The sequence below is a fragment of the Serratia sp. DFXYC6 genome, assembly GCF_057196085.1.
Genome location: NZ_JBXUNV010000003.1, coordinates 496,353 through 518,452, shown reverse-complemented (window position 1 = coordinate 518,452; position 22,100 = coordinate 496,353). Strand labels below are relative to the sequence as shown.

The following is a 22,100-nucleotide window of genomic DNA, read 5'->3' as shown; positions in this document are numbered from 1 at the left end:
CCCGGCGTCTCATACTGGGTGCCGAAGAAAAATGATCGGCAGCGCCGATAGCAAAGAAGGATTTTTCGGTATGTTTTCCCGTTTTTACCTGAAGACCAGCCTGCTGGCCCTCGCACTCGGCGGCGTCTTCAGCGTTTGTGCCGCACAGCCCGTAAAAGACGCGCCAATGGGCCGTTTCGCCGCCGAGCAGACCCGCCACATCGCCACTTACTTCCCCGGCCGCATGGCGGGCAGCCCGGCCGAATTGCTCACCGCCGACTATCTGAAGCAGCAATTCAGCAAGATGGGTTACCAAAGCGACATTCGCAGCGTCAATACGCGCTATCTCTACACCAGCAAAGACGGCAAGAAGAACTGGAACAACGTCACCGCCAGCTCGGTGATCGCCGCCCGCAACGGCGACAGCCCAAAACAGATCGTGGTCGTCGCCCACTTCGACACCTATACGCCGCAGAGCGACGAGGATCTGGATAACAACCTCGGCGGCTTGACGCTGCAGGGCGTCGACGACAACGCCTCCGGCATCGGTGTGATGCTGGAACTGGCGGAACGCCTGAAGAACATCCCCACCGCCTACGGCCTGCGCTTCGTCGCCACCAGCGCCGAAGAGATCGGTTCACTGGGGGCGCAGAACTACCTGCAACGTATGAGCGCGGAAGAGAAAAGCAACACCGTGCTGGTGATCAACCTCGACAGCCTGATCACCGGCGATCGTCTGTATTTCAACGCCGGGCGCAACACGCCGCCGCAAATGGCGAAGCGTTCCCGCGATCGCGCGCTGGATATCGCCCACCGCTACGGCATCGCCGCCGCCACCAACCCAGGCAACGCGCAGCATCCGCAAGGCACCGGCTGCTGTTCCGATCAAGAGGTGTTCGACGCCGCAGGCATCCCGGTATTGTCAGTGGAGGCCACCAACTGGTCGCTGGGCGACAAAGATGGCTACCAGCAGCGCGCCGTCAGCCCGCACTTCCCGCAGGGCATCACCTGGCATCGTCCGCAGTATGACAATCTGCAATATCTGGATCGCTACCTGCCGGGGCGGATCGACAAACGCAGCCGCGACAGCGTGCAGATCCTGCTGCCGCTGATCAAAGAGCTGGCGCAGGCGCACCCGCCGAAAGCACAGAAGAAAAAGTAGCCCGCAAAAAAACAGGGCCCAGCATTGCTGAGCCCTGTCATGTCAATCACGCCGTTTAGCCTTCGTGTAGGCCACACTCGCGCTTCAGGCCGAAGAAACGCGTCTCTTCCTCGCTCATGCCCGGCTCCCACTTCTGGGTGGTGTGTGTATCGCCTACCGACAGGTAGCCCTGCTCCCACAGCGGGTGATAACTCAGCCCGTGTTCGGTCAGATACTGGTAAATCTTGCGGTTGTCCCAGTCGATGATCGGCAGGATCTTGAACACCCCACGCTGCACCGCCAGTACCGGCAGATTGGCGCGGCTGCCGGACTGCTCGCGCCGCAGGCCGGCGAACCAGCTCTGCGCGCCCAGCGTCTCCAGCGCGCGGTTCATCGGCTCGACCTTGTTGATCTGGTTGTATTTTTCAATCCCTTCCACGCCCTGCTCCCACAGCTTGCCATAGCGCGCCTCCTGCCAGGCGGGAGACTGCTCCGCGCGGAACACCTGCAGATTCAGCTTCAGCTGGTCGGTCAGTTGATCGATAAAGCGATAGGTTTCCGGGAACAGATAACCGGTGTCGGTCAGGATCACCGGGATATCCGGCCGGATGCGCGTCACCAGGTGCAGGCATACCGCCGCCTGAATGCCGAAACTGGACGAGAGTACGAACTCGCCGGGCAGATGCTCCAGCGCCCATTCAACGCGCTGTTCGGCGCTGAGGGTCTCCAGTTGGCCGTTGACCACCGCCAATGCCAGCGCCTGCCCGGATTTGGGCAACGCGTTCAGCGCCGCCAGATCGAATTCAGCCATGTTGTCTCTCCTGATACTTGAAATTATCTGTGCGGCCCCTCTGCCCAGGGACCGCCCGGCCTCACTCCCAGAAATCTCGCGCCGGATCCAGCACCGGTTTGACGACGCCCGCGCGAACGGTGAAGTCGCCGAAACCTTCGCCAGCGTTGCGCTCCTTCGCCCAGCGCCCCACCAGCAGGTCGATCTCGCTCAGGATCTCATCTTCGTTGATGTTCTCGCGGTACATGCGCGGAATGCGCGTGCCTTCGCGGTTGCCGCCCAAATGCAGGTTATAGCGGCCGACCGCCTTGCCCACCAGCCCCAGCTCCGCCAGCAGCGCGCGGCCGCAGCCGTTCGGGCAGCCGGTGATGCGCAGCACGATATGCTCGTCGCCCACCCCGTGCCGATGCATGATCCCTTCCACCTTGGTGACAAACTGCGGCAGGAAACGCTCGGCCTCCGCCATCGCCAGCGGGCAGGTCGGGAACGACACGCAGGCCATCGAGTTTTTGCGTTGCTCGCTGATCTGGTCGTCGATCAGGCCATGATCGCGCGCCAGGGCTTCGATCTTCGCCTTTTCGCTTTCCGGCACGCCAGCGATGATCACGTTTTGGTTCGCCGTCAGACGGAAGTCGCCTTTATGGATCTTGGCGATCTCCGCCATGCCGGTCTTCAGCGGGCGCCCCGGATAGTCCAGCAGGCGGCCGTTCTCGATAAACAGCGTTAGATGCCACTGATCGTCGATGCCCTTCACCCAACCGATGCGATCGCCGCGGCCGGTGAATTCATACGGCCGGATCGGCGCGAAGGTGATGCCGGCGCGCTTTTCCACTTCGGCGCGGAAAACGTCCACCCCAACGCGCTCCAGCGTGTATTTGGTTTTGGCGTTCTTGCGATCGGTACGGTTGCCCCAGTCGCGCTGCGTGGTCACCACCGCTTCCGCCACCGCCAGCGTATGCTCGAGCGGAATGTAGCCGAACTCGCTGGCCTGGCGCGCGTAGGTTTTCTTGTTGCCGTGCTCAATGGACAGCCCGCCGCCCACCAGCAGGTTGAAGCCCACCAGCTTGCCGTTTTCGGCGATCGCCACAAAGTTCATGTCGTTGGCGTGCAGATCGACGTCGTTCTGCGGCGGGATCACCACCGTGGTTTTAAATTTACGCGGCAGGTAGGTCGGCCCCAGAATCGGCTCTTCGTCGGTGGTGGCCACCTTCTCCTGATCCAGCCACACCTCTGCGTAGGCGCGGGTGCGCGGCAGCAGGTGTTCGGAGATCTTCTTCGCCCACTCGTAGGCTTCCTGATGCAGCTCGGACTCCACCGGATTGGAGGTGCACAGCACGTTGCGGTTCACGTCGTTGGCGGTCGCCAGCGCGTCCAGCCCCAGGCGGTTCAGCAGCTGGTGCACCGGTTTGACGTTGCCTTTCAGAATGCCGTGAAACTGGAACGTTTGGCGGTTGGTGATGCGAATGCTGCCGTACAGCGTGCTCTCCTGGGCGAACTTGTCGATGCCCAGCCACTGCTGCGGGCTGATGATGCCGCCCGGCAGGCGACAGCGCAGCATCATGGCGTGGCGCGGCTCCAGCTTCTGCTCGGCGCGTTCGGCGCGAATGTCGCGGTCATCCTGCTGGTACATGCCGTGAAAACGGATCAGCAGGAAGTTGTCGCCGTTGAAGCCGCCGGTCAGGCCGTCGTTCAAATCTTCGGCGATGGTGCCACGCAAGAAGTTACTCTCCTTCTTCATGCGCTCCGCATCGGCCAGTTTGCCTTCGACTACCAAAGGCCCGGGGTGTTTATCACTCATCAGTAAACATCTCGCTGATAACGGCGCTCAAGGCGCAGCTCACTTAAAAATTCATCCGCCTGCTCGGTATCCATGCCACCGTGCTCGGCCACCAGTTCCAGTAATGTGTTTTCCACGTCTTTTGCCATGCGATTGGCATCGCCGCAGACGTAAATGTGCGCGCCTTCCTGAATCCAGCGCCACACTTCCGCGCCCTGTTCGCGCAGTTTGTCTTGTACGTATATTTTATGTTGTTGGTCTCGGGACCAGGCCAGATCGATGCGGGTGAGCAGGCCGTCTTTCACGTAGCGCTGCCATTCGACCTGATACAGGAAATCTTCGGTAAAGTGCGGGTTGCCGAAGAACAGCCAGTTTTTGCCGCCGGCGCCATCCGCGTCGCGCTGCTGCATAAAGGCGCGGAACGGCGCGATGCCGGTGCCCGGGCCGATCATGATAACCGGCGTTTCCGGGTTGGCCGGCAGGCGGAAGTTATCGTTGTGTTCGATAAACACCCGCACGTCGCCGTCTTCCTCCAGACGATCCGCCAGGAAGCCGGAGGCGCCGCCGCTGCGGGCGCGCCCGTCGATGTCGTAACGCACCACGCCCACGGTGATGTGTACTTCGCTTTCGTTCTCCGCCTGCGAAGAGGCGATGGAATACAGGCGCGGCGTCAGCGGGCGCAGCAGGCCGACCAGCTGTTCGGCGCTCAGATCCGCCGGCGCCTGGCGCACCATGTCGACGATCGGCGTGTTGTGCGCGTACTGCTGCAGCGCGGCTTTATCCGCCAGCAGGCCGATCAGCGTTTCGTCGCGCGACAGCGCGGCGTATTTATCGACGATCGGCGTGGTGTTCTGCGTCAGCTCGAAATGGCTGCGCAGCGCCTGCGCCAGCGGCAGGGTTTGCCCTTCCACCTCGACCGGCTCGTCGCCTTTCAGCCACAACAGCTGCACCAGTTCGTCCACCAGCGCCGGATCGTTATCGAACCATACGCCGAGCGCATCGCCCGGCTGATAGCGCAGGCCGGAGTCGCCCAGATCGATCTCGATATGGCGCACGTCTTTATCCGACGCGCGGCCGGTAATTTTCTGCTTGACCGCCAGTTGGGCGGTGAGCGGCTGTTCCTTGCTGTACGGGCTGCTGTCGATCAGATCGACCGCGCCGCTGGCCAACACGCCCGGCGCGGCGCTTTCCGCCGGCGCGCGCGCCTTCAGCACCGACACCACCTGTTTGCGCCAGGCGGCGGCCAGTTCCTGGTACTCCACGTCGGCGTCCACGCGCTCCACCAGGCGCTCGGCGCCCAGCTCGGCCAGCTTGCCGTCGAAATCCTTACCAGACTGGCAGAAATTCTCATAAGAGGTGTCGCCCAGCCCGAACACCGCAAAAGCGGTATCATTCAGCTTCGGCGCCTTTTTCGAGAACAGGAATTTATGCAGCGCCACCGCTTCTTCCGCCGGCTCACCTTCCCCTTGCGTGGAGGCGACGATCACCAGCAGGCGCTCTTGAGCTATCTGCTTGAACTTGTAGTCGCCGGCACTGATCAGCGTGGCGCTCAGATTGGCGGCCAGCAGATCGTCGCGCAGCTGCTCCGCCAGGCGGCGCGCATTGCCGGTCTGCGAAGCGGAAATGATGGTGATGCCGGCGGCAGCCGCAGGGGCAACAGGCGCAATGGCCACGGCTCCGGGCTGTTGATTGACCATGCCCCAAAAATAACCGGACAGCCACGCCAGCTGCGTCGGCGAATAGTCGCCGATCGTCGCCTGCAAGCGTGCCAGCTGTTCGGGCGTCAGCGGGAGCAAAGATGTTGGAGGAGCCAGAGTCGTCATTGCTGTACTTATTTCCTATACTTAGCGCCTTTCCTGCCAGGCGCGCGCCAGTGTCAGTCGCTGTCTCTTCGCTGCGTCGGGCGTGCGGAAAAGATCAGGAGAGTTTGTAAGGTTACCGAGCAGAATAGCAACGATTAAATAAGGGATAGCAATAAATCATAACCAAAATGACTAAGCTGTTTTTCTGGTAAGGGATAACGCTTAAACCGTTAAACAAAGTTTTTTATCCAGATGAAATTAAAGCGCTTTTTTTCATCGTTTTTTCACCGTTCAACATTTCGGCTCATAACCCCAGCCGATAGGTGCCGCAAACACCAAACAAAAAAAGTGTTAAACGGGCGCGTTGACCGTGGCGGTAGACCATAACGGTATAAATGGCAAGCAGACGCGCTTTCCGGTACTATGCGGCGGTTTTTGAGTCAATGAGGCCGTAATAATGGCAACCACGCTGTTTAAAGATTTTCAGTTTGAAGCCGCACACCGCTTGCCGCACGTGCCGGAGGGCCATAAATGCGGCCGTCTGCATGGGCATTCGTTTATGGTGCGTCTGGAAGTGACCGGTGAAGTGGATCCCCACACCGGTTGGGTGATGGATTTCGCCGAGCTCAAGGCTGTGTTTTCCCCGATCTGGGAACGGCTGGATCACCATTATCTGAACGATATTCCAGGATTGGAAAATCCCACCAGCGAAGTGCTCGCCGCCTGGATTTGGCAGCAGCTCAAGCCCCAGCTGCCGGAATTGACGGCGGTGATGGTGAAAGAGACCTGTACGGCGGGATGCGTATATAAAGGTTAAAAGAAAGGGCGCCGCAATGGCGCCCTGATTTTAGGCGATGTTCAAATACTTGTGGGTCTGCATCGACAGCCGCCAATTGCGCGCGATACAGGTTTCAATACACAGACGGGTCGCCTCTTCTTTCTGGCTGATCGGCTGCAGTGCGATAATGCGCGCCTTGTCATCCTGCAACGTCGCCAGCAGCGCATCCAGCGCCTCGATGTCGCGCTCGCGCGCCACCGGATGCTTCACCTCGTCGGCGCGCCGCAGCGCCTGATCCAACACCTTCATGCCGCCGCGCATATTCACCTTGGGCGAAACCGTCACCCAGGTGTTGGCGGAACAGCGAATTTCGTGGGTGCCGCTGGTTTCAATCTGGCAACGGTAGCCGTGCTGTTCGAACAGCTCGGTCAGCGGCGCCAGATCGTAGATGCAGGGTTCGCCGCCGGTGATCACCACATGACGCGCGGTGTAGCCTTGCTGACGCATCACCGCCAGCAGCTGCTCGGCGCTGGCATTGCCCCAGGCGTCGCTCTCTTCTGTTTTGACCAGGATCCGTTGCAGGTCGACTTCCCGATGGGCTTCCTTTTCCCAGGTATGTTTGGTGTCGCACCAGCTGCACCCTACCGGGCAGCCCTGCAGGCGGATGAAAATAGCCGGCACGCCGGTGAAAAAGCCTTCGCCCTGCAAGGTTTGGAACATCTCGTTGATCGGGTACTGCATCGGTTTCTCAATCTGGAAAAGTAAAAAACGATTATCGCAGATTCCGGCTCGGCGACCAAACGGCCAAAATTGTATTAAATTTTTTCCTCCGCGCCGCCGCCAGCATATCTCACCGCCAATGGCGTTCATTTAATTTGTTAACCGGTCTTAGGCCTTTCATCCACGGTGCAACCTGCTCCACAGAAAACAACACGAAGTTAACAAATAAGATAATTATATTTGACATAAAGCGCCGACGCGCAGATGTATATACAAGCAAACACAAGCCGAGCATCAGTTTCGGCCACGTACTATTCATCACGACTACATCTGCGTTTAGAGGGTGCCATGACTCATTCCACCAGCGAGTTAAACATTCAACAGGCCATCGACGACAGCAAGTTTTCGCTGTTTCACTGGACACTGATCATTCTCGGATTCCTGATCCTCGCCATCGACGGTTTCGATACCGCCGCCATGGGCTATATCGCCCCCTCGGTCGCCAAAGACTGGGGCATCGTGAAGCAGGATCTGGGGCCGGTGCTGAGCGCCGCGCTGTTGGGGCTGTCGCTCGGCGCGCTGATAGCCGGGCCAATCTCCGACCGCATCGGCCGCAAGCGCGTGCTGGTGTTTTCCTGCCTGTTCTTCGGCCTGTCGAGCCTGGCCACCGCCTACGCCGGCTCGCTCAATAGCCTGACGCTGTGGCGTTTCCTCACCGGCCTCGGGCTGGGAGCGGCGATGCCCAACGCTATCACGCTGATCTCCGAATACGCGCCGCAGCGCTGCCGTTCGCTGGCGATCAATACCATGTATTGCGGCTTTCCGCTGGGCGCGGCCGGCGGCGGCGCCATTTCATCGTGGCTGATCCCGAGCTACGGCTGGCACAGCGTGCTGTTGCTCGGCGCCATTGCGCCGCTGGCGTTGACGGTGTTGCTGATCCTGCTGCTGCCGGAATCGGTCAAATATATGGTCAACCGCGGGCAGGATGCGGCGAAGATCAAACGCATTGCGCAACGCTTCGTCAGCCAGAGCCTCGACGGCGTGACGCGTTTTTACCTGTATGAAGAGAAGCTGACGCAGGCCAAGACCAGCGTCGGGCTGCTGTTCAGTCGCCCTTACCTGCTCGGCACGCTGATGCTGTGGGTGACCTACTTCATGGGGCTGGTGATCTACTACGTGTTGCTGAGCTGGATGCCGATCCTGATGCAGGGCTTGGGCTATCAGCTGGAGCAATCGGCGATGCTCACCTCGCTGTTCACCTTCGGCGGCACGCTCGGCATCCTGGTGGCCGGCTGGCTGATGGACCGCTGGAATGCGCACAAAGTGGTCTCGAGCGGCTTTGTCGTCACCGCCCTGCTGATCGTGGCGATGGCCACCGAAGACAAGCAGATCGTGCTGCTGGGCGCCTTCATCTTCCTGATGGGCGTCACCATGAACGGCGCGCAGTCCGGGCTGCAAACGCTGGCGGCCACCTTCTACCCGACCCACAGCCGCGCCACCGGCATCGCCTGGATGCAGGGCATCGGCCGCTTCGGCGGCGTCGCCGGCACCATGATGGGCGCCCAACTGCTGGCGATGCAGTGGGAAGTGCAGAGCATCCTGATGTTCCTGTGCGTACCGGCTCTGATCGCCGCCATCGCCACGGTGTGCAAGATGAGCCGCAAGCCGATGCTGCAACCGGCTGCCTGAGCCTGGCAAGCCCGCCCACGACGGGCTTTCTTCCTGCGGTGATAGGGCTTGTTTATCCTCCGCCGCCAACTGTAATCAGTCTGTAAAAATATTGTGACTAGCCGCCCAAAAATGAGTCAATTTTAATTCATTTTTGCCGAACAGCTCACTTTTCTCCGGCTTTCCGTATCTGAGACCGGCGATAAAAAATCGCATATCAACCTGATATAAAAAGAAAATAACTTTTTCTTATGCCACTTTTCAGCGGCAACTGGTCAGTGTTGCATATGCTTGTACATACAAGTATATGTTAATAAGCCCTACGCATTGTTATGCCGTGGTACTCATCCCCACCGCGGCATGGAATCTGCACCGATACTGTTTGAGGAAAATGCTGTGACTACAAATAACAAAGTTCGCAATGTCGATGTACGCGCGCCACGCGGCACACAATTAAACGCAAAAAGCTGGCTGACCGAAGCGCCGTTACGCATGCTGATGAACAACCTCGATCCTGAAGTTGCGGAGAACCCACACGAGCTGGTGGTGTACGGCGGCATCGGCCGCGCCGCGCGCGACTGGGATTGTTACGACAAGATCGTCGAAACCCTGAAAACGCTGGAAGAAGACGAAACCCTGCTGGTGCAGTCCGGCAAGCCGGTCGGCGTATTCAAAACCCACAGCAACGCGCCGCGCGTGCTGATCGCCAACTCCAACCTGGTGCCGCACTGGGCGACCTGGGAACACTTCAACGAGCTGGACGCCAAAGGCCTGGCGATGTACGGCCAGATGACCGCCGGCAGCTGGATCTACATCGGCAGCCAGGGCATCGTTCAGGGCACCTATGAGACCTTCGTCGAAGCGGGCCGCCAGCACTACGACGGCAGTCTGCAGGGGCGTTGGGTGCTGACCGCCGGTCTGGGCGGCATGGGCGGCGCGCAACCGCTGGCTGCGACGCTGGCGGGCGCCTGCTCGCTGAACATCGAATGTCAGCAGAGCCGCATCGATTTCCGTCTGAAAACCCGCTACGTCGATGAGCAGGCCAAAGATCTGGACGACGCGCTGGCCCGCATCAAAAAATACACCGCAGAAGGCAAAGCCATCTCCATCGCTCTGTGCGGCAACGCGGCGGAAATCCTGCCTGAGCTGGTGCGCCGCGGCGTGCGCCCGGACATGGTCACCGACCAGACCAGCGCCCACGATCCGCTGAACGGCTACCTGCCGAAGGGCTGGAGCTGGGAAGAGTATCGCCAGCGCGCGCAAACCGAGCCGGCCAAAGTGGTCGCCGCCGCCAAGCAATCGATGGCCGATCACGTCAAAGCCATGCTGGCGTTCCAGCAGATGGGCGTGCCGACCTTCGACTACGGCAACAACATTCGCCAGATGGCGAAAGAAACCGGCGTCGACAACGCCTTCGACTTCCCAGGCTTCGTGCCGGCCTACATCCGTCCGCTGTTCTGCCGCGGCATCGGGCCGTTCCGCTGGGCGGCGCTGTCCGGCGATCCGCAGGACATCTACAAAACCGACGCCATGGTGAAAGAGCTGATCCCGGATGACGAGCACCTGCACCGCTGGCTGGACATGGCGCGCGAGCGCATCAGCTTCCAGGGCCTGCCGGCGCGCATCTGCTGGGTTGGCCTCGGCCAGCGCGCCAAGCTGGGCCTGGCGTTCAACGAGATGGTGCGCCGCGGCGAACTGTCCGCCCCGATCGTCATCGGCCGCGACCACCTGGATTCCGGCTCCGTTTCCAGCCCGAACCGTGAAACTGAAGCGATGAAAGACGGCTCAGATGCGGTCTCCGACTGGCCGCTGCTGAACGCCCTGCTGAACACCGCCAGCGGCGCCACCTGGGTTTCCCTGCACCACGGCGGCGGCGTCGGCATGGGCTTCTCCCAACACTCCGGCATGGTGATCGTCTGCGACGGCACCGATGAGGCCGCCGAGCGCATCGCCCGCGTGCTGCACAATGACCCGGCTACCGGGGTCATGCGTCACGCCGACGCCGGCTACGATATCGCTATCGACTGCGCCCGCGAGCAAGGCCTGAACCTGCCGATGGTTGCCGCCACCCAAGGAGAAAAAGCATGAAAGCGCTGACTATTCGCCCGGGCAAACTGACGCTGGCCCAGCTACGCGACGTCTATCAACATCCGGTGACGCTGACGCTGGACGACAACGCCTACGGCCCTATCCAGCAGAGCGTGGCCTGCGTAGAGCGCATCGTTGAAGAAAACCGCACCACATACGGCATCAACACCGGATTTGGCCTGCTGGCTTCGACGCGCATCGCCCGCGACGATTTGGAAAATCTGCAGCGCTCGATCGTGCTGTCACACGCCGCCGGCGTGGGCGAGCCGACCGACGACAATCTGGTGCGCCTGATCATGGTGCTGAAGATCAACAGCCTGTCGCGCGGCTTCTCCGGCATTCGCCTGGAAGTTATCCAAGCGCTGATCGCGCTGGTCAACGCCGAAGTCTATCCGCATATTCCGCTGAAAGGCTCCGTCGGCGCCTCCGGCGACCTGGCGCCGCTGGCGCACATGAGCCTGGTGCTGCTGGGCGAAGGTAAGGCACGCCATCAGGGCCAATGGCTGCCGGCGACCGAAGCGCTGGCCAAAGCCGGCCTGAAACCGCTGACGCTGGCGGCGAAAGAGGGCCTGGCATTGCTGAACGGCACCCAGGTCTCCGCCGCCTTCGCGCTGCGCGGCCTGTTCGATGCCGAAGATCTGTTCGCGGCCGCCACCGTGGCGGGCAGCCTGACGGTGGAAGCGGCGCTGGGCTCTCGCAGCCCGTTCGATGCGCGTATCCACGAGGTGCGCGGCCAGCGCGGCCAGATCGACGCCGCCCTCGCCTACCGCCACCTGCTCGGCGCGCGCAGCGAAGTCTCCGACTCGCACCGCAACTGTGAAAAAGTGCAGGATCCTTACTCCCTGCGCTGCCAGCCGCAGGTCATGGGCGCCTGCCTGACGCAGATCCGTCAGGCCGCCGAGGTGCTGGAGATCGAAGCCAACGCCGTCTCCGATAACCCGTTGGTGTTCGCCGAACAGGGCGACGTGCTGTCCGGCGGCAACTTCCACGCCGAACCGGTGGCGATGGCCGCCGATAACCTGGCGCTGGCATTCGCCGAAATCGGTTCGCTGTCCGAGCGCCGCATCTCGCTGATGATGGACAAACACATGTCGCAGCTGCCACCGTTCCTGGTGGAGAACGGCGGCGTGAACTCCGGCTTCATGATCGCTCAGGTCACCGCCGCAGCGCTGGCCAGCGAAAACAAAGCGCTGGCGCATCCATCAAGCGTCGACAGTATTCCGACCTCCGCCAACCAGGAGGACCACGTTTCCATGGCGCCGGCCGCCGGCCGCCGCCTGTGGAACATGGCGGACAACGTACGCGGTATTCTGGCGGTCGAGTGGCTGGCCGCCTGCCAGGGCCTGGATTTCCGCAACGGCCTGAAGACCTCGGAAGGTCTGGAGCAGGCGCGCCGTCTGCTGCGCGAGCATGTCAGTTTCTACGACAAGGATCGTTTCTTCGCCCCCGACATTGAAGCCGCCAGCCAACTCTTGGCGGCCGGTCACCTGACATCGCTGCTGCCTGCGGCGCTGCTGCCTAGCCAGGCATAATCATCACATACTGAATCACGCAGTTTGTTCTGCCCCGCCGGGTGCGTTCCACCCGGCGCGGGCAGCGCGTGCCTGTTCGGCAAACACTTAACGGGAAGCAACATGCGTAACGAAACAACACAACTCAGACGCGGACTAAACGCGCGACATATCCGTTTCATGGCTCTCGGCTCGGCGATCGGCACCGGCCTGTTCTACGGCTCCGCCGGCGCCATCCAGCTGGCCGGCCCGGCGGTGCTGCTGGCCTACCTGGTGGGCGGCGCGGCGGTATTCATGGTGATGCGCGCGCTGGGCGAAATGGCGGTGCACCAGCCAGTTTCCGGTTCGTTCGGCCACTACGCCAGCCACTATCTCGGCCCGCTGGCCGGGTTCCTCACCGGCTGGACCTACACCTTTGAAATGGTGATCGTCGCCCTGGCGGACGTCACTGCCTTCGGCATCTATATGGGGCTGTGGTTCCCGGACGTCGCCCAGTGGGTCTGGGTGCTCAGCATCATCCTGTTTATCGGCGCGCTCAACCTGTGCAGCGTCAAGGTTTTCGGCGAGCTGGAGTTCTGGCTGTCGCTGGTCAAGGTCGCCGCCATCGTGGCGATGATCGTCGGCGGTGCGGCGGTAATGCTGTTCGGTTTCGGGCAAGCCCAGCACGCCACCGGCATCAGCAACCTGTGGCAGCACGGCGGCTTTATGCCTAACGGCATCGGCGGCGTGGTCGCGTCATTAGCGGTAGTGATGTTCGCCTTCGGCGGCATCGAGATCATCGGCATCACCGCCAGCGAGGCGAAAGACCCCGCCAAAGTGCTGCCGAAGGCGATCAACGCCGTACCGGTGCGCATCCTGCTGTTTTACGTGCTGACGCTGACGGTGCTGATGGCGATCTATCCGTGGAACAGCATCGGCCAGAACGGCAGCCCGTTCGTTGAGATCTTCAGCAACCTCGGCATCAGCTCCGCCGCCAACGTGCTGAACGTGGTGGTGATCACCGCGGCCATTTCGGCCATCAACAGCGACATCTTCGGCGCCGGCCGCATGATGTACGGCATGGCGCAGGACGGCCAGGCGCCGCGCAGCTTCACCAAACTGACCGCCAGCGGCGTGCCGTGGATGACGGTGCTGGTGATGTCGGTCGCCCTGCTGCTGGCGGTGGTGCTCAACTACCTGATCCCGGAGAAGGTCTTCATGATCATCGCCTCAATCGCTACCTTCGCCACCGTCTGGGTGTGGCTGATGATCCTGCTGTCGCAGATCGTCATGCGCCGCACGCTGTCGCCGGAGGAAACCCGTCAGTTGAGTTTCCCGGTGCCGTGGTGGCCGGTGGCGCCGGCATTGGCGACCGCCTTTATGGCGTTCGTCATCGGCCTGCTCGGCTACTTCGAAGAGAGCCGCATCGCCCTGTATGTCGGGCTGGTGTGGATCGCGTTCCTCACCGCGGCTTACTGGCTGTGGGTGCGCAAAAAAGGCGGCGGTTCGCCGGTGACCACAGCGACGCAACAGATGTAACGCTCGCTTCGGCTAAAACCCGCTGCGGCGGGTTTTTTTATTGCGCCTGCGCCAGCGCTTGCAGGATATCCGCCTGCAGATCGTCAAACGCCTCCAGCCCGGCGGACAGCCGCACCAGCCCCTCGCTGATGTGGTGCCGTTTCCGCTCTTCAGGCGTGTAGGCCGAGTGCGTCATGCTGGCCGGGTGTTGCGCCAGGCTTTCGCAATCGCCCAGGCTGACCGCGCGCAAGATGAGCTGCAGCGCATTGAGGAAGCGAATGCCTGCACACAGGCCACCCCGCAGCTCAAACGCCAGCATGCCGCCGGGGCGCGCCATTTGCCGCTGCGCCAACGCATGCTGAGGGAAGTTCGCCAGGCCGGGGTAATATACCCGCTCGACCGCCGGATGCTCCGTCAGCATCTCCGCCAGGCGCTGCGCATTATCGCAATGACGATCCATGCGCAGCGGCAAAGTTTTCATCCCACGCAGCACCAGCGCGGCATCCTGCGCCGACAGTACCGCCCCATTCATGTCCTTTAGCCCCTCCAGACGGATCGCCTCGGCCAACGCCTGACGCGTCACCGCGATCCCGGCCAGGAGATCGCCGTGCCCGCCGAGGTACTTGGTCGCCGAGTGCACCACGATATCGGCGCCTAGCGCCAAAGGCCGCTGCAGATAGGGCGTACAGTAGGTGTTGTCCACCAGCAACAGCGCCTGATGCCGATGGGCAATCTCCGCCACGGCGGCGATATCGATCAAACGCATATTGGGATTGGCCGGCGTTTCGCAATACACCAGGCGGGTACGCGGTCCAATGGCCGCCGCCAACCGCTCCGGCCGGGTCAGATCAACGTGGGTTATCTTGACGCCAAAGCGCGCCAGACCATGATGAAAGTAGCTGAAGGTGCAACCATAGACGGTTTCGTCGACAATTAGCTCATCATCCGGTCTGAGCAGCGTCCAACAACACGCGGTGATCGCCCCCATACCGGAAGCGAACGCCACCGCAGCTTCCCCTTCCTCCAGGTTGGCGATGCGTTGCTCGAGCAGGTTTAACGTCGGGTTGGCGATACGCGAATAAAAGTACCCCGGCTCGGTGCCGGCAAAGCAGGCGCCGCCGTATTCCGCCGTGGGAAAAGCAAACGTAGAGCTCATAAACACCGGCGGAGACAGTGCCCCCTGATACCGCTGAGGATCGTAGCCGTAATGAATAGCCCGGGTGGCAAAGTCGTGGCCAACTGCTGTAGCGGACATAACACAACTCCTTACCTGAGTGGGTGAAGCTTAATTCGACGATTCATCTGGCAGGGCTGACGGCAACGCGCTGTCTCGCGTGCGCTGGCCGATGATTTGTAAAGTACGCAGCAGCAGCGTTAACCCCAGCAGGGTATCCGGCTGCTTCAGCAAGGCGTACAGCGCGCGAAAACTGGCCGGTGGAGGATTCAACTGCAGCTCGCTGTGCGCCATCTGCAGCGCCGTTCCGCCTTCCCAGCCGAGGGTCACCAAACCTTCAAAGACGCCGGCCAGTTTCTCCACCAGCGCGTTGTCGGCAATATCCACCACGTCCGACAGCAGCGACAACAGATCGACCACGTTATCCAACCGGCCACCCGCCAGTAGCGGCTGCAGTTTCTCGAGCAACGCCGCCAATGATTGCAGGTCAGCCGCATGCACCGTGCTTCCCGTCATAGCATCCCCCTTACCGTGGCCCAGTAAAGGCCGCGGTTAAACCCATTGCGCAGCATGCCGCCCACCTTGGTGGCGGGCGTCGGCAGCACGTCGTGACGGTAGTCGTACACCAGCGGCATGCCGGCATTCAGCCCCATTTGCGCGACCGCCTGCACCTTGCCGTCATAATGGCTCACGGTTTGGCCCAGCCGCATTTCCGCCACGATGTTGTCGGCAATGACCGGCGCCTGATTATGGCAAGAGCCGCCGGCCTTGCTGACCGGCAAATCCACGGTATCGCCTATGACATACACGCCCTGTTGGCCGTAGACCTGCAGCGTTTGATGATCGGTCGGCAGCCAGCCTTCACCGTTTTGACTCTCGCTCAACCCGGTATTGCGCACCGCCTCGACTGCGCGAATCGGCGGCGTTGCCATCAGAATGTCGAACGGCTGCTCTTCCCCCTCAGCGGAATAGGCTATGTTACGTTGGGCGTCTACCCGGCTGAGGGTAAACCCACGCTGGTGGAGAATGTCACGTGCGGCAAAAATGGCGGGCAACGCTTCGCCTGTCGGGCGCTGTAAAAACAGGCAGTTACGCAAGAGTTGAGAAATGGTCGGATAGGTGTACACAATCTCTACCGCCTTGCGCACGCCGCGCCGCCGCAGGTAGTCATCCAGCATCAGGGTGGTTTCGATCGGGGCGATGCCGCACTGGTGGGGCACGTTGGGCGTTTCAGGGAAGGACACGGTGATGAAAATGCGGCCTTTCTCGATCGTCGCCAATTTATGCGCTAACCGCCTGGCGGCCTGATACTGGTAAAAATGATCGCCCGCCTGCGCCAACCCTTCGATGCGCTCTGGCCAGGGTACGCAGCCGGTGGCGAAAACCAGAAAGTCATAGGAGTAAAGCTTACCGCTTTGCGTCGCTATACTTCGCTGTTTTAAATCGAAAGATTCCGCTTTATCAATAATAAACTGTATTTCTGGCCGCAATAAACTCCGCTGTGAGCGCGTAAGCTCCTGCTTGAAAAAAGAATTGAATGCCACATACATAAACGCCGGTTTGTAATAATGCAGCGGTGAATCCGATATCATTAATAACTCGACTTTATTATTAATAATTTCCCGGTGTAATTTTGCGGCCAATAAATTGGCCAGGATGGTGCCGCCGGTTCCGCCGCCGACAATGATGATTCGTTGTCGCATCAAGCCCTCGCTCAACCGGCCAGCAAGCCGGCAGTATTAAGGTATGGTGATGATGAAGGTCCACGGCAGAACGGCGAAAAATAAACTGCCTTATTGGCAGTCTAGTAACGAATAGTTATAAAGCAAATAGAATTGGAATATAAAATAAAGGTATTTACTATCTTTAATGAAATTATCGGGTTAAACAAAACCACGCTTTCAATGAAAAACTTATTATTAAACTGACAATCATCACGAATTTAAAAAATAAAAAACCCGCCGCAGCGGGTTTTTTATTTAGCAACCGAATCGGTCGAACTTACTGGCCTTTAACTTCTTTCAGGCCGTTGAACGGCGCACGGTCACCCAGCGCTTCTTCGATACGGATCAGTTGGTTGTACTTGGCAACGCGGTCAGAACGGCTCATGGAACCGGTTTTGATCTGGCCAGCCGCAGTCCCTACCGCCAGGTCAGCGATGGTCGCGTCTTCGGTTTCACCGGAACGGTGAGAGATCACCGCAGTGTAACCGGCGTCTTTCGCCATCTTGATAGCTGCCAGGGTTTCGGTCAGAGAACCGATCTGGTTGAACTTGATCAGGATGGAGTTAGCGATGCCTTTCTCGATGCCTTCTTTCAGGATCTTGGTGTTGGTCACGAACAGATCGTCGCCAACCAGCTGGATTTTGTCGCCCAGCACTTTGGTCTGGTAAGCGAAGCCCGCCCAGTCGGATTCATCCAGGCCGTCTTCGATAGACACGATTGGGTACTGTTTGGTCAGCTCTTCCAGGAAGTGAGTGAACTCTTCGGAAGTGAAGGCTTTGTTACCTTCGCCGGCCAGCACGTATTTACCGTCTTTGTAGAATTCGGAAGCCGCGCAGTCCATCGCCAGAGTGACGTCTTTGCCCAGCTCGTAGCCCGCCGCTTTTACCGCTTCAGCGATAACCGCCAGCGCTTCGGCGTTGGAACCCAGGTTTGGCGCATAGCCGCCTTCGTCGCCCACGGCGGTGTTCATGCCTTTGGCTTTCAGAACTTTCGCCAGGTGGTGGAACACTTCAGAACCGATGCGCACCGCTTCTTTCAGGGTCTTCGCGCCAACCGGCTGAATCATGAATTCCTGAATGTCGACGTTGTTGTCAGCGTGCTCGCCGCCGTTGATGATGTTCATCATCGGCAGTGGCATGGAGAATTTGCCTGGGGTGCCGTTCAGTTCAGCGATGTGCTCGTACAGCGGCATGCCTTTAGAGGCTGCGGCCGCTTTCGCTGCTGCCAGGGAAACCGCCAGAATGGCGTTGGCGCCGAAGTTGGATTTGTTTTCGGTGCCGTCCAGCTCGATCATGATCTTGTCGATGTTCGCCTGGTCTTTGGCATCTTTACCCAGTACTGCCTGAGCAATCGGACCGTTTACTGCAGCAACGGCTTTCAGTACGCCTTTACCCAGGAAACGAGACTTGTCACCGTCACGCAGTTCCAGCGCTTCGCGGGAACCGGTAGAAGCACCTGACGGCGCAGCAGCCAGGCCGACGAAACCGCCTTCCAGATGAACTTCGGCTTCAACAGTCGGGTTACCGCGGGAGTCGATGATTTCACGACCGATGACTTTAACGATTTTGGACATTAGGTTTTCCTCAGTACAAGTTAAACTAAAACTCCAGACAAACAGCGCGCGGTTCTCACCGCGCGCCGCCTACCAAATATGTTATTTCACCTGGCGCTTCTGATGCTCGCCAGCGGCTTTCACGAAGCCGGCGAACAGCGGATGCCCATCACGCGGCGTAGACGTAAATTCCGGGTGGAACTGGCAGGCTACAAACCACGGGTGATTCGGCAGTTCAATGATCTCGACCAGCTTGTTGTCGGCGGAACGACCGGCGACACGCAGCCCTGCGGCTTCGATCTGCTTCAACAGCATGTTGTTAACTTCGTAACGGTGACGATGACGCTCGACAATGGTCGGTTCGCCGTACAGCTGGCGCACCAGGCTGTTGTCGCTCAGGTTGCACTGTTGGCCACCTACGCGCATCGTGCCGCCCAAATCGCTTTCTTCGCTGCGCACTTCGACGTTGCCGTCTTCATCGCGCCATTCGGTGATCAACGCCACCACCGGGTACTTACAGTCTGGCATAAACTCGGTGGAGTTGGCGTTCTCCATGCCGGCCACGTTGCGAGCGAACTCCATCAACGCCACCTGCATGCCCAGGCAAATGCCCAGGTAAGGAATGTTGTTCTCGCGGGCATAGCGCGCGGTCATCACTTTGCCTTCCACGCCGCGGTAACCGAAGCCGCCCGGGATCAGGATCGCATCCAGCCCTTTCAGCACTTCCACGCCGCGGGTTTCCACGTCCTGCGAGTCGATCAGCTTGATGTTCACGGTCAGACGGTTTTTCAGCCCGCCGTGCTTCAGCGCTTCGATCACCGACTTGTAAGCGTCCGGCAGCTCAACGTATTTGCCGACCATACCGATGGTCACTTCGCCGCCCGGATTGGCTTCTTCGTAAATCACCTGTTCCCATTCGGCCAGGTTGGCTTCCGGCGCGTTCAGGCTGAATCGTTTACAAATATAATCGTCCAGCCCCTGAGATTTCAATAGGCCTGGGATTTTATAAATAGAATCAACGTCTTTCAGAGAGATAACCGCTTTTTCCGGCACGTTGCAGAAAAGTGCGATTTTAGCGCGTTCGTTAGCAGGAACCGCGCGGTCGGAACGGCAAATCAGCACATCAGGCTGAATACCGATAGAAAGCAGCTCTTTTACGGAATGCTGGGTCGGCTTGGTTTTCACTTCGCCCGCCGCCGCCATGTACGGCACCAGCGTCAGGTGCATGTACAGGGTGTGCTCGCGGCCCACTTCCACCGCCATCTGACGGATGGCTTCGAGGAACGGCAGCGATTCGATATCGCCGACGGTGCCGCCGATTTCCACCAGCACCACATCGTGGCCTTCGCCGCCTTCGATGATGCGCTCTTTGATCGCGTTGGTGATGTGCGGAATGACCTGCACGGTCGCGCCCAGATAGTCGCCGCGGCGTTCTTTACGCAGCACGTCGGAGTAGATGCGGCCGGTGGTGAAGTTGTTGCGACGCGACATTTTGGTGCGGATGAAGCGCTCGTAGTGACCCAAATCCAGATCGGTTTCTGCGCCGTCTTCGGTGACGAAAACTTCCCCATGCTGAATCGGGCTCATGGTGCCCGGATCCACGTTGATGTACGGGTCCAGTTTCATGATGGTAACGTTGAGGCCACGGGCTTCAAGAATAGCCGCCAGAGAGGCTGCGGCAATGCCTTTACCCAGAGAGGATACGACCCCGCCGGTCACAAAAATATAATTAGTTGTCATGCTGAACCTGAGAGTTTAGGTTTAAAGACGATGGAAGAACCAGGACGGGAAAGTAGTATACCCGAACCTCTCCTGACCTACAAACGATCGTTTTGCTGTCCATCATCTCGGCCGCCCTCCCGTGTTCATCAGGGTTTACTCCGCCGGCGCCCCGTAAACCCTCTAGGAAATACAAAGAGTTAGCGGAGAAAATTTCTTTTTACCGCCCCTCGGGAGCGATAAAACGCCTTAGATTTCAGTTTGTTGGCCTTTTGCTGCCGACGGCAGCCATGCGCCTGTGACCTGACTGCAAGCTTAACCGTTTCAGCTTTCGTGAACCTTGTCGTCGATCAACATTGTAGCGGCGGTTCAGCTTCCCTAAACCCGATTACCTGGGATCGAGGCGCATCAGGTTAACGACTGATGTAGAGCATGCGTTCAGGCATATCAACAATCACACGATGACCCCGCATAAAACCCATCCCCAGCAGACCATCAAAACCCAGCGCCTCAGACGTTGGGCCTTCGGTAACGATGGCCAAATCGTTGTGATGCCGTCCCCGGCGATCGGTCAAGGTGAATCTGGTCACTCGGCAATCCAGGTTATCGGCCTCAGGCTCAATGGAGCGACAGCCGGAAAACAAGAGGCCAGCCGGCAAGCCTGCGGCAAACAAAAGAGAATGGCTGGCGCCGGTATCAACAATCAGGCGCAACGGTTTATTGCCAACGAAGGCCGTCACACTCAGCCCCTCATCAGTCTGTTCGAATGGATATGAAGCCCATATTGCAATGTCTGAAGGCAGATGAGTCAACATTTGCAAGCGGTCGTTTTCGAAGTCCATCAGCACCTTTCGATCGCGGAACAACCCAAGCCCCATCACTTCACTTACCGGCACCTCGTTTCCCAGGCTGAGTCCCCAGGGCTTAAAACTCACCGCTTCGACGTCGTTAAACGGGATATTGCCAATAAACAGCCGACTAATCCGCCAGGCAGACACCTGATTTTCACCGCCAGAGAGATCTCTCAGCCGCCGAGGCGCCAGCTGCACCGCCTTCAGACTCGGTTGCGCGACCAGACGCTCCAGATCGTGCTGATAAAGGTGTATCCCTTCTGCGCTGCCGGTATCCAGCATGAACGTGTGTAACCGGTTATCGATCTGCACATCGACTAATGGCAGCCTGCGTTCATCATACCGCAGCCGCCCAACATCAGCAGGAGGAGACGCCGTGCTGAAACCGGGGAAAAAACAGGCTAAAAGCATTAGCCTCTTGATCATGACGCCACCTTCCCTTGTCTGCGTGGAACGTCCTTCATGTTCACCCCGGCGCCATGAACGCCGGAAGCGCATCAGATTTCAGATTTCTTCACCTGCTGCCAGGCGTCTTCCATCTGCTCCAGCGTGGCGTCTTCAAGCCGCAGCCCGCGTTGCTGGACGATCGCTTCCACCTGGCGGAAGCGGCGCTCGAACTTGCGGTTCGCCGCCTGCAGCGCGTTCTCCGCTTTGTGCCCCAGATGGCGCGACAGGTTCACCGTGGCGAACAGCAGATCGCCGATCTCCTCTTCCAGCTTGCTCTCATCGACCACCGCCTGGCGGGCTTCGTGCATCACTTCATCGATCTCTTCGTACACTTTGTCCAGCACCGGCCCCAGGGTGTTCCAGTCGAAACCGACCGAGGCGCAGCGTTTTTGGATTTTGTGCGCCTTCATCAGCGCCGGCAACGCCTGCGGAATGTCGTCCAGCACCGAGTGCAGCGCTTTTTCGGCGCGCTCGCCGGCCTTGAGCTGCTCCCAGCGCGCGGCCACGGCTTCGCTGTCCCCACCACCCTCGGCGTCACCGAAAATGTGCGGGTGACGGCGCTCCAGCTTATCGCTGATGGCGGTGCACACCTCATCGAAATCGAACAGCCCCTGTTCCTGCCCCATCTGGGCGTAGAACACCACCTGGAACAGCAAATCGCCCAGTTCGTCGCGCAGATCGGCGTAGTCCTGCCGCTCGATGGCGTCCAGCACTTCGTAAGTCTCTTCCAGCGTGTAGGGCGCGATGGTGGCGAAAGTTTGCTTGCGGTCCCACGAGCAACCGACCTGGGGATCGCGCAGCGTTTTCATGATGTTCAGCAGGCGCTGCAGCGGAGTGGATTGGGTCATAAAAAATCTCTGAGAAAGAATGAGGGCGCATGAG

Annotated in this window: 17 protein-coding genes; 6 read left to right on the top strand and 11 right to left on the bottom strand. The window is 59.7% G+C overall.

Going from position 1 to position 22,100, the window contains the following annotated elements:
• Positions 1-70 precede the first annotated feature (70 nt).
• Positions 71-1,141, top strand: a complete 1,071-nt coding sequence (locus AC2CGQ_RS18685) for an aminopeptidase (RefSeq protein ID WP_033633554.1) — start codon at positions 71-73, stop codon at positions 1,139-1,141.
• A 55-nt stretch (positions 1,142-1,196) separates the two neighbouring features.
• Here the strand turns inward: AC2CGQ_RS18685 and AC2CGQ_RS18680 are convergent, their stop codons facing one another.
• From AC2CGQ_RS18680 to cysJ, 3 genes are all read right to left on the bottom strand, one after another.
• Positions 1,197-1,931: a phosphoadenylyl-sulfate reductase gene (locus AC2CGQ_RS18680; protein WP_197757201.1), complete on the bottom strand. Its 735-nt coding sequence runs from the start codon at positions 1,929-1,931 to the stop codon at positions 1,197-1,199.
• Positions 1,932-1,992: 61 nt separating this feature from the next.
• Complete coding sequence (cysI, locus tag AC2CGQ_RS18675) at positions 1,993-3,708, bottom strand: assimilatory sulfite reductase (NADPH) hemoprotein subunit (RefSeq protein ID WP_021505320.1); 1,716 nt, start codon at positions 3,706-3,708, stop codon at positions 1,993-1,995.
• The gene (gene cysJ, locus AC2CGQ_RS18670; protein WP_099982111.1) at positions 3,708-5,510 is read right to left on the bottom strand and encodes an NADPH-dependent assimilatory sulfite reductase flavoprotein subunit; all 1,803 of its coding nucleotides are present in this window, start codon (positions 5,508-5,510) and stop codon (positions 3,708-3,710) included. Before cysJ ends, cysI begins: the two co-directional genes overlap by 1 nt.
• 436 nt (positions 5,511-5,946) lie before the next feature.
• Between cysJ and queD the strand changes: the two genes are divergently transcribed.
• Positions 5,947-6,306, top strand: a complete 360-nt coding sequence (gene queD / locus AC2CGQ_RS18665) for a 6-carboxytetrahydropterin synthase QueD (protein WP_004932638.1) — start codon at positions 5,947-5,949, stop codon at positions 6,304-6,306.
• Positions 6,307-6,336: 30 nt separating this feature from the next.
• Here the strand turns inward: queD and queE are convergent, their stop codons facing one another.
• Positions 6,337-7,008 (bottom strand): 7-carboxy-7-deazaguanine synthase QueE, encoded by a 672-nt coding sequence (gene queE / locus AC2CGQ_RS18660; protein WP_004932641.1) that lies wholly within the window; start codon positions 7,006-7,008, stop codon positions 6,337-6,339.
• Positions 7,009-7,335: 327 nt separating this feature from the next.
• Here queE and AC2CGQ_RS18655 point away from each other — a divergent pair, with 327 nt between their 5' ends.
• From AC2CGQ_RS18655 to AC2CGQ_RS18640, 4 genes are all read left to right on the top strand, one after another.
• Positions 7,336-8,676 (top strand): MFS transporter, encoded by a 1,341-nt coding sequence (locus AC2CGQ_RS18655; RefSeq protein ID WP_015376678.1) that lies wholly within the window; start codon positions 7,336-7,338, stop codon positions 8,674-8,676.
• A 375-nt stretch (positions 8,677-9,051) separates the two neighbouring features.
• Complete coding sequence (gene hutU, locus AC2CGQ_RS18650) at positions 9,052-10,743, top strand: urocanate hydratase (protein ID WP_015376677.1); 1,692 nt, start codon at positions 9,052-9,054, stop codon at positions 10,741-10,743.
• Positions 10,740-12,275, top strand: coding sequence for a histidine ammonia-lyase (hutH, locus tag AC2CGQ_RS18645; RefSeq protein WP_015376676.1), 1,536 nt, complete (start codon positions 10,740-10,742; stop codon positions 12,273-12,275). Before hutU ends, hutH begins: the two co-directional genes overlap by 4 nt.
• A 102-nt stretch (positions 12,276-12,377) precedes the next feature.
• Positions 12,378-13,772, top strand: coding sequence for an amino acid permease (locus tag AC2CGQ_RS18640; RefSeq protein WP_015376675.1), 1,395 nt, complete (start codon positions 12,378-12,380; stop codon positions 13,770-13,772).
• 37 nt (positions 13,773-13,809) lie between these two features.
• Here the strand turns inward: AC2CGQ_RS18640 and AC2CGQ_RS18635 are convergent, their stop codons facing one another.
• The 7 genes from AC2CGQ_RS18635 to mazG all read right to left on the bottom strand — a co-directional run bounded on the left by AC2CGQ_RS18635 (position 13,810) and on the right by mazG (position 22,066).
• Positions 13,810-15,006, bottom strand: a complete 1,197-nt coding sequence (locus tag AC2CGQ_RS18635; RefSeq protein ID WP_172574489.1) for a methionine gamma-lyase — start codon at positions 15,004-15,006, stop codon at positions 13,810-13,812.
• A gap of 30 nt (positions 15,007-15,036) precedes the next feature.
• The gene (locus tag AC2CGQ_RS18630; RefSeq protein WP_079007592.1) at positions 15,037-15,441 is read right to left on the bottom strand and encodes a hypothetical protein; all 405 of its coding nucleotides are present in this window, start codon (positions 15,439-15,441) and stop codon (positions 15,037-15,039) included.
• Positions 15,438-16,628, bottom strand: a complete 1,191-nt coding sequence (locus AC2CGQ_RS18625; RefSeq protein WP_048326192.1) for an NAD(P)/FAD-dependent oxidoreductase — start codon at positions 16,626-16,628, stop codon at positions 15,438-15,440. The genes AC2CGQ_RS18630 and AC2CGQ_RS18625 overlap by 4 nt, the downstream gene beginning before the upstream one ends.
• A gap of 298 nt (positions 16,629-16,926) precedes the next feature.
• Positions 16,927-18,222, bottom strand: a complete 1,296-nt coding sequence (gene eno, locus AC2CGQ_RS18620; RefSeq protein ID WP_004932670.1) for a phosphopyruvate hydratase — start codon at positions 18,220-18,222, stop codon at positions 16,927-16,929.
• An 81-nt stretch (positions 18,223-18,303) separates the two neighbouring features.
• Positions 18,304-19,941 carry a glutamine hydrolyzing CTP synthase gene (gene pyrG, locus AC2CGQ_RS18615; protein WP_004932674.1) on the bottom strand — a complete coding sequence of 546 codons (1,638 nt, stop codon included), beginning with the start codon at positions 19,939-19,941 and terminating at the stop codon, positions 18,304-18,306.
• 392 nt (positions 19,942-20,333) lie between these two features.
• Complete coding sequence (locus tag AC2CGQ_RS18610; RefSeq protein ID WP_015376671.1) at positions 20,334-21,197, bottom strand: pepsin/retropepsin-like aspartic protease family protein; 864 nt, start codon at positions 21,195-21,197, stop codon at positions 20,334-20,336.
• Between the two features lie 71 nt (positions 21,198-21,268).
• Entirely contained in the window at positions 21,269-22,066 is a 798-nt protein-coding gene (gene mazG / locus AC2CGQ_RS18605) for a nucleoside triphosphate pyrophosphohydrolase (RefSeq protein ID WP_099982109.1), read from the bottom strand.
• Positions 22,067-22,100: the final 34 nt, after the last annotated feature.

Excerpts from the sequence above, each read along its gene's own strand:
- pyrG (WP_004932674.1), bottom strand. The coding sequence starts at position 19,941 with ATGACAACTAATTATATTTTTGTGACCGGCGGGGTCGTATCCTCTCTG.
- cysJ (WP_099982111.1), bottom strand. The coding sequence starts at position 5,510 with ATGACGACTCTGGCTCCTCCAACATCTTTGCTCCCGCTGACGCCCGAA.
- hutH (WP_015376676.1), top strand. The coding sequence starts at position 10,740 with ATGAAAGCGCTGACTATTCGCCCGGGCAAACTGACGCTGGCCCAGCTA.
- AC2CGQ_RS18630 (WP_079007592.1), bottom strand. The coding sequence starts at position 15,441 with ATGACGGGAAGCACGGTGCATGCGGCTGACCTGCAATCATTGGCGGCG.
- AC2CGQ_RS18625 (WP_048326192.1), bottom strand. The coding sequence starts at position 16,628 with ATGCGACAACGAATCATCATTGTCGGCGGCGGAACCGGCGGCACCATC.
- AC2CGQ_RS18680 (WP_197757201.1), bottom strand. The coding sequence starts at position 1,931 with ATGGCTGAATTCGATCTGGCGGCGCTGAACGCGTTGCCCAAATCCGGG.
- cysI (WP_021505320.1), bottom strand. The coding sequence starts at position 3,708 with ATGAGTGATAAACACCCCGGGCCTTTGGTAGTCGAAGGCAAACTGGCC.
- AC2CGQ_RS18640 (WP_015376675.1), top strand. The coding sequence starts at position 12,378 with ATGCGTAACGAAACAACACAACTCAGACGCGGACTAAACGCGCGACAT.
- AC2CGQ_RS18685 (WP_033633554.1), top strand. The coding sequence starts at position 71 with ATGTTTTCCCGTTTTTACCTGAAGACCAGCCTGCTGGCCCTCGCACTC.
- AC2CGQ_RS18655 (WP_015376678.1), top strand. The coding sequence starts at position 7,336 with ATGACTCATTCCACCAGCGAGTTAAACATTCAACAGGCCATCGACGAC.
- AC2CGQ_RS18635 (WP_172574489.1), bottom strand. The coding sequence starts at position 15,006 with ATGTCCGCTACAGCAGTTGGCCACGACTTTGCCACCCGGGCTATTCAT.
- eno (WP_004932670.1), bottom strand. The coding sequence starts at position 18,222 with ATGTCCAAAATCGTTAAAGTCATCGGTCGTGAAATCATCGACTCCCGC.
- mazG (WP_099982109.1), bottom strand. The coding sequence starts at position 22,066 with ATGACCCAATCCACTCCGCTGCAGCGCCTGCTGAACATCATGAAAACG.
- AC2CGQ_RS18610 (WP_015376671.1), bottom strand. The coding sequence starts at position 21,197 with ATGATCAAGAGGCTAATGCTTTTAGCCTGTTTTTTCCCCGGTTTCAGC.
- queD (WP_004932638.1), top strand. The coding sequence starts at position 5,947 with ATGGCAACCACGCTGTTTAAAGATTTTCAGTTTGAAGCCGCACACCGC.
- queE (WP_004932641.1), bottom strand. The coding sequence starts at position 7,008 with ATGCAGTACCCGATCAACGAGATGTTCCAAACCTTGCAGGGCGAAGGC.